The sequence below is a fragment of the Nostoc sp. FACHB-888 genome (assembly GCF_014696655.1).
GTDB lineage: Bacteria > Cyanobacteriota > Cyanobacteriia > Cyanobacteriales > Nostocaceae > Nostoc.
The window spans coordinates 1-7,355 of sequence record NZ_JACJQM010000199.1 but is presented as its reverse complement, the minus strand read 5'-3'; the positions used below and the strand labels follow the sequence as shown (position 1 = coordinate 7,355).

The window sequence follows — 7,355 nt, the reverse complement described above, 5'->3', positions numbered from 1 at the left end:
GTCATGATTGCTGCTTATAGTACTGCTCCTGCTTTGATGGCTCTACTTGTATTTAAACAAGTCAACTTGTCCATCCAATATGGCAATGCCTATGAGTCTCCCTTTGCGTATGCCAACTTAGGGTTAGTTCTTTGCGGAACGGTCAAAGACATTGAGTCTGGTTACCAATTTGGACAGGTGGCTTTGAGTCTGTTAACACAACTTCCTACTCATGTATTCAGAGCTAGAACATTGATGGTCGTAAATACCTTCGTCATCCCCTGGAAAGAACATGGAAGAGTTTCATTGCCGCCGTTACTAGAAGGCTATCAAAGCGCACTAGAAACTGGAGATATAGAGTTTGCCGCCTATTGCGCTCATAATTACTGTATGCAATCCTTCGTCATCGGAAAGGAACTCATAGAAGCTAATCGTGAGATGGCAGAATACAGTGAAGTAATGCGTCAGTTCAAACAAGGAGTGGCACTCACTTTAAATCAAGTATTTCAGCAGGGCGAACGCATCTAAAGTATACGTAGTGACTACTGAAATTGAGAATCAACGAAAAAATCAGTATTTCTGGCTTGATTTATTTTCCAAGGCTCAAAGTGATCGCTAAAATCTTTGTCAATAAGCAGGGTTTAACGAGATTATTTTTACGTCTATTGAGAATAGTCTAGTCTTATTGACATGATGCGGCCGCCCTGAGTATTTCAGCAATCTGTTTTAAATTTGATGGGACGTTCAGCCAATCCATCCCGTTTAATTGGCGAATCCTACAACGAGGAGAACGAATTGCCAGAGCATGGAGCAGTTAATGATGGAAATGGTATCTTTGTTGTCTATTTCAACAAACTTATCCTATGCTATCTATTTTCTGAGTACACTCGGGCCTTTGAAGCCTTAATCGTAGCGGAACGTTATTTGGCCTGCGCCACAGCGTCACCTCTCCTCCCTCTGTACTACCTTTATACTTCTCTGGTAAAGCTTGTAACCTATTCCGAAAGCAGTGCTCAAACACAAATAGAAAGCCTGGAAAAAATTACGGAAAGTCTGGAAAAAATGAAACAATGGGCACATTACGCGCCCATGAATTATTTGCATAAATATCATTTGCTACAGGCAGAGAAAGCGCGAGTTTTGGGTCAGTGGTTTGAAGCAGAAGAGTTCTATGAACAAGCAATTCTTGGTGCTAGAGACAACGAGTATTTTCAAGAAGAAGCATTAGCATACGAGTTAGCTGCCAAATTTTACCTATCTCGTGGTAGAAAAAAGTTTGCCCAAACCTACATGAAAGAAGCTCACTACTGCTATGAACGGTGGGGAGCAACTGCGAAAGTAAGAGATTTAGAAACTCGCTATCCACAGCTATTTCCTCAATCGTCGGATGCGGCTTCGCCAAATCATAAAAATTCTGGAACTACCTCTAATCACTCACCCATTACTTTCGACTTAGCGGCAGTGATGAAAGCTTCCCTTGCGATTTCGAGTGAAATCGAACTGGATAAGTTACTCAGTTCTTTGATGAAGATATTAATCGAAAATGCTGGCGCACAAACAGGTTTTCTAATTTTAGAAAACTCAGGAAAATGGGTGATTGAAGCATCTGGTGAACTCAAGGAGGGTGAGAATGTCTATACTACACAATTACTGCAATCTATTCCAACTGCAAATCATCTACCTGAATCAATTATTAATTATGTTATTCGTACTAATGAATGTGTCATTTTAAATGATGCTACTCATGAAGGTAATTTTATTCATGAGCCATATATTCAACACAATCAAATTCAATCAATTTTATGTTTGCCTCTGCTGAATCAAGGTAAGCTAGTGGGGATGTTGTATCTAGAAAACAAATTAGCGGCTGGAGCATTTACACTACAGAGATCGCAGATATTAAATCTGTTATCATCTCAGGCAGCGATCGCGATTGAAAATGCCAAACTCTACTCAAAGCTACGGAAGAGCGAAAGTAGAATGAAACAGTTTTTAGAAGCGGTTCCGATAGGAATTGGAGTATTAGATGCGGCGGGTCGCATTTACTACGTCAATCAACGGGGAATTCAGCTAATGGGTAAAGGGATTGATCCTTCTGTGGCTCCGGAGCAAATCCCAGAGGTTTATCAATTTTATCTGGCGGGAACAGATCAAAACTATCCAACTGAGAAACTACCAGCTATCCGGGCATTGAGCGGCGAATGCACCACAGTTAACGATCTCGAAATTCACCAAAACAGTGTAATAGTTCCAGTTGAGGTGTGGGGAACTCCTATCTTTGATGAACAGGGCAATGTAGCTTATGCGATCGCAGCTTTTCAAGATATCACCGAGCGTAAACAAGCAGAGAAACTGTTAGCCGATTACCACCAAACGTTGGAGCAACAAGTAACTGAGCGGACTTTGCTCCTTTCTCAGGAGATTAAAGAGCGTCAGCAAGTTGAAAACGCCCTGCGCCAAAGTGAAGAGCAACGCAGGCTGACGATGGATTTCACCCATATTGGCAGTTGGAACTGGAGTATCGTTGATAATACAACACATTGGAACGATAACCACGCTCGATTGCTCGGGTTAGTACCCGGTGAAGTTGAGAGTAGCTATCAGGCATGGCGCGATCGCGTTCACCCAGAAGATATTCATCGGGTCGAGCAAGCTGTTACAGCAGCTCTTGCAACTCATACAGATTTTGAAGCGGAATATCGAGTCATCTACCCGAATGGTAATATTCACTGGTTAGTTGGCAGAGGTCGAGGCATTTATAACGCAGCCGGACAGCCTGTGCGAATGTTGGGTGTGATTCTTGATATTAGCGAACTGCACAACGCAGCACTGCGTGAACGCAAACGCGCCGAAGAAGCCTCAATTCTGGAAGAACGCAATCGCATGGCGCGAGAAATTCACGATACACTAGCGCAGTCATTCACGGGTGTTATCATTCACGCTAGAACTGCTGCGAACAAGATAACATTAGACCCTCAAAAAGCTCAGGCTCACCTAGCTCAAGTCCAGAACTTAGCCCAAACTGGACTCTCAGAAGCACGCCGCTCTGTAGAGGCACTACGCCGTCCCTACTTGTTAGAAAATAGTGATTTACTCAGCGCTTTCAAACACCTCACAAGTCAGCTAGAATTATCCACTGGTACAACCATTATCTGTGAAGCCATCGGCATTCCCTATCCGCTACCCTCTGAGGTGGAGAATAATCTGCTGAGGATTGGACAGGAAGCATTGACGAATGCTCTTAAGTATGCCAAAGCAACTAAAATTCGCGTTGAACTAATCTATTAGTCCATGCAATGCATATTACGAATTAAGGACGATGGACAGGGATTTGCAATTGATCGAGATTCTAGTCACAATGGCTTTGGTTTATTAGGCATGGCAGAACGTGCCGAGATTATTGGGGCACAGATTCAGATCCACAGTGCCCTTGGACAAGGAACAGAAGTTGCGGTGTCCGTGAATCAGCAGGAAAAACCATCATGAGTCAACTTAATGCCATTCGTGTTCTGGTTGTAGACGATCACCCCGTTGTACGTCAGGGTTTGGTTGCAATGTTGGAAGAAGCGCCAGATATCCAAGTTGTTGGACAAGCTGGGAATGGTCAGGAGGCACTCGCTGTCTTTCGTCAAAAACAGCCAGATGTAACTTTGATGGACTTACGAATGCCCCAGATGGATGGAGTCGCTGCGATTACTGCCATCTGCACCGAGTTTCCTGCTGCTCGGATTATCGTATTGACAACTTACGAGGGCGATGAAGATATTTATCAGGGATTGCGGGCAGGGGCTAAAGGGTATTTACTCAAGGATGCTGAACCAGAAGAATTGCTCTTTGCAATTCGCGCCGTTCACAAAGGACACAAGCACATTCCACCCCACGTCGGTGCCAAACTTTTAGAGCGCATGGCAAGTCCAGAATTGAGCGATCGCGAGTTAGAGGTGCTTCAACTCATTACAACTGGCAAGGGTACCCAAGCCATTAGCAAAGCTCTATATATTACTGAACGCACTGTCAATTTTCATATTAATCATATTTTGAGTAAGCTGGGCGTGGAGGATCGCACTCAGGCTGTGATCGTTGCATTAAGGCGGGGTATTGTTAGCTTGTAGCGTCATACCTGTCAAATTTATCAGCTAATAAGCTGTCTAAATTGTCAGCTTATCAACTGAAGTTTTTCTCAGCGACAAAATCGAGTGAACCCTCTAAATTGAGTTTATGCAACAGATAACAGAGCCAAATCAATCTATCCAATTTTGAAAAAGGTTTCATAGCAATCATCTGTCTTTACCTGCTGCACTCCTTTCCTTAAAGGTGCTTTCATGAGTCTCGGCGATTATAATCGGTTGCTTGTGCCGATTTCAGAACAAGATCATATTCAGGGATTGGTAAGCACTTCAGTGACACTCGTCCAATATGGTGACTACCAGTGTTCTACTTGTGGCGAAACTCACCAATTAATCAAGGCAATCCAGCAACAGGTCAATGACTTGTGTTTTGTATTTCGCCACTTTCCACAGCCGCAAATACATTTTTATGCTCAACGTGCAGCTGAAGCAGCCCAAGCAGCAGCCACCCAAGGTCAGTTTTGGCAGATGCACGACATTTTGTTCACCCATCAACAAGCGTTAGGAAACGGCGATCTTGTGGAGTATGCCAATAATTTAGGACTTGATATTCCCCAATTTCTGCAAGATATATCCAGTCAAATACATATAGCTCGCATTAATCAAGATATAAAAAGTGGATTACACAGTGGAGTAACGGCTGCCCCAGCTTTATTTATTAATGGAATTCGATATACCAGTCGCTGGAACATTGAGCAGTTGATGGCAGCTATCGTTACTGCAAGTCATTAATGTTCCTGGTCTTTAAAAAAGAGAGGGTAAGCAGCTATGCAAAGAAGAACCAGTTTTGAAAGTAAAGGTCTAAAGTGTTCCGTCACCTTTTACACTCCGGATCAAGTCGCATCTGGCGAGCGCTGTCCGGCCATTGTCATGGCTCATGGAATTGGCTTGACCAAAGAAATGGGTTTACCGCAGTTTGCCGAGAAATTCGCTCAAGCTGGGTTTGTCGTTTCGCTGTTCGATTATCGCTACCTTGGTGCTAGTGAGGGAGAACCGCGTGGGCAAATGCTTCCTACAGAGCAGCATGAAGACTTTCGTAATGCTATCACCTGGACTCAACTACAAAGCGAAGTTGACCCTGAGCGCATAGGTCTGTGGGGTTTTTCTTATAGCGGCGGTCACGCGCTGCATCTGGCTGCATTTGATCCACGCGTGAAAGCGATCGTAGCACAGATGCCTGCGGTGAATGCGTTTCTCATCTCCCGCCGAGTGGCCTCCCCACTTCAACTGGAAGAACTCACGAAGATGGTTTTACAAGACCGGATAAAACGGTATCAAACAAAAGAAGTAAGTTACCTTCCTTTGGTTGCTTTGCCTGGTGAACCCAGTTTCCTTGCAACACCTGACGCATTCAATTGGGTTGAATCGAACAAAAGCGCAAGTGAAGGGAGATGGGAGAATCGAATCTCCTTTGAATCGATTGAACACTGCCTTTATTACGAACCGGCTCCTCACATCGAGGCGATTTTTCCCACGCCGCTATGCCTGATTACGGGTGAAAAGGACTTTCTTTCACCTGCCGATTTAACCGCCGATGTCCATGCGCGTGCGATGGAGCCTAAGTCTCTCACAATCTTGAAGGGCGGACACTTTGACGGTTTCCAGGGAGAGGGCTTTGAGATTGCCAGTACAACTGCGTTGAACTGGTTCGAGAAATATTTGAAACAGAGATGACAGAACTCGACCTACAAAGCAGGCGATGGTGCGGAGCGATCGCACCTTTGTAAATTACAGAAATGGGGATGCGGGATGAGACAGAAACCCTGGACATGACGCGGCTTGCACACATTTTTGCCGAGATGGGCGATGAAACCCTTGGCCCGCCTGGAACCCTACCCTCCGGTGCTACGAGAACATAGCAAATCCATTCCAGGCAATAGAGGAAGAGAATTTTATGACTCACTACGACTACATTGTGATTGGTGCAGGTTCGGCAGGATGCGTTGTCGCCAACCGTCTGACAGAAGACAGCGACACAACTGTGTTACTACTCGAAGCGGGTAACCCCAATACGAAACCAGAGATTCACATCCCGGCGCAATGTCTCAGTCTTCTGGGTTCTGAGGTGGACTGGGCATATTTCTCCCAACCAGAACCCTACCTAAATAACCGCAAAATCTTTTGTCCCCGTGGCAAAGTTCTGGGGGGCAGCAGTTCGATTAATTTTATGATTTATTTGCGAGGTAATCCTCACGATTATGACCACTGGCAGTCATTGGGAAATCCCGGTTGGAGTTATCAGAATGTTTTGCCCTATTTCAAGAAATCAGAAAACCAGCAGCGAGGCGCATCCGAGTTTCACGGGATCGATGGGGAGTTAAGTGTTACCGATCACATTGCACCTACCGAAGTATCTCAACGCTTTGTAGACGCGGCGGTGGCACTAGGATATGACCATAATCCTGATGTTAATGGGATGCAGCAGTTAGGGGCAGGACTCTATCAGTTGACCATTAAGGATGGTAATCGCCATAGTGCCGCCGCTGCCTTTTTGCTACCCATTCTCCAGCGTCCCAATTTGACGGTAACGACAGGAGCGTTGGTCACTCGATTGCTGTTTGAAGGCACCCGCACTATTGGGGTAGAATACCTGCACGAAAGCACGCTGCACCAGGTTAGGGTCAACTCCGAAGTGATTTTAAGTGCTGGTGCGTTCGATTCGCCCAAGCTGCTGATGCTTTCCGGTATTGGTGATGCAAAACACCTGCAAGCCTTGGGAATTCCGGTAGTGGCTGATTTGCCGGGTGTTGGTCAAAACCTCCAAGATCACCCTGTTGTGTCCGTGGCACACGAGGCAGCTCAGGATTTACACACGGCAAGCACCAGTAGTATCGCTGAAGCTGGCTTGTTTTTGCATACTGAGGGTAATCTGGATGCTGCGCCAGATTTACAGTTTCTCTTCGGCCCCGTTGTGTTAGTGCCGCCTGGTTATGCCCACTCTGGTTTGGGATTCACAAGTTTCGTCTGTTTGCCTCATCCTCAAAACATTGGCAGTGTCAGTTTGCGTTCCCCCGACCCCAAAGACGCACCGATGATTCAAATGAACTATCTCCAAAGTGAAGCTGATGTGCAAAAGCTAGTAGCAGGGATTAAATTACTCCGTAACTTGTTCGGTGCAAGTGCCTTTAATGAGTTGCGCGGTGAAGAAATCGCTCCTGGTGCCGATAAGCAGAGTGATGCAGCACTCGTTGCTTACGTCCGAGAAGCTTGTGATACGGTGTATCATCCGGTCGGCACTTGCAAAATGGG

7 protein-coding genes are annotated in these 7,355 nt (G+C 45.5%); all 7 read left to right on the top strand.

The window, feature by feature from the left end; genetic code table 11:
* The coding region (locus H6G26_RS36440; protein WP_190736303.1) for a hypothetical protein at nt 1–507 on the top strand (507 nt) is incomplete at its 5' end.
* A gap of 207 nt (nt 508–714) precedes the next feature.
* On the top strand, nt 715–3,267 hold the full coding sequence (locus H6G26_RS36435) for a PAS domain-containing protein (protein ID WP_242054192.1): 2,553 nt from the start codon (nt 715–717) through the stop codon (nt 3,265–3,267).
* 3 nt (nt 3,268–3,270) lie between these two features.
* Nucleotides 3,271–3,465 carry a hypothetical protein gene (locus H6G26_RS43335; RefSeq protein ID WP_242054190.1) on the top strand — a complete coding sequence of 65 codons (195 nt, stop codon included), beginning with the start codon at nt 3,271–3,273 and terminating at the stop codon, nt 3,463–3,465.
* Nucleotides 3,462–4,091, top strand: a complete 630-nt coding sequence (locus tag H6G26_RS36430; RefSeq protein WP_190736301.1) for a response regulator transcription factor — start codon at nt 3,462–3,464, stop codon at nt 4,089–4,091. Before H6G26_RS43335 ends, H6G26_RS36430 begins: the two co-directional genes overlap by 4 nt.
* 210 nt (nt 4,092–4,301) lie before the next feature.
* Complete coding sequence (locus tag H6G26_RS36425) at nt 4,302–4,838, top strand: DsbA family protein (RefSeq protein WP_190736299.1); 537 nt, start codon at nt 4,302–4,304, stop codon at nt 4,836–4,838.
* A 36-nt stretch (nt 4,839–4,874) separates the two neighbouring features.
* Entirely contained in the window at nt 4,875–5,780 is a 906-nt protein-coding gene (locus H6G26_RS36420) for an alpha/beta fold hydrolase (RefSeq protein WP_190736297.1), read from the top strand.
* A 220-nt stretch (nt 5,781–6,000) separates the two neighbouring features.
* A partial coding sequence (locus tag H6G26_RS36415; RefSeq protein WP_190736296.1) for a GMC family oxidoreductase N-terminal domain-containing protein occupies nt 6,001–7,355 on the top strand: 1,355 nt, incomplete at its 3' end.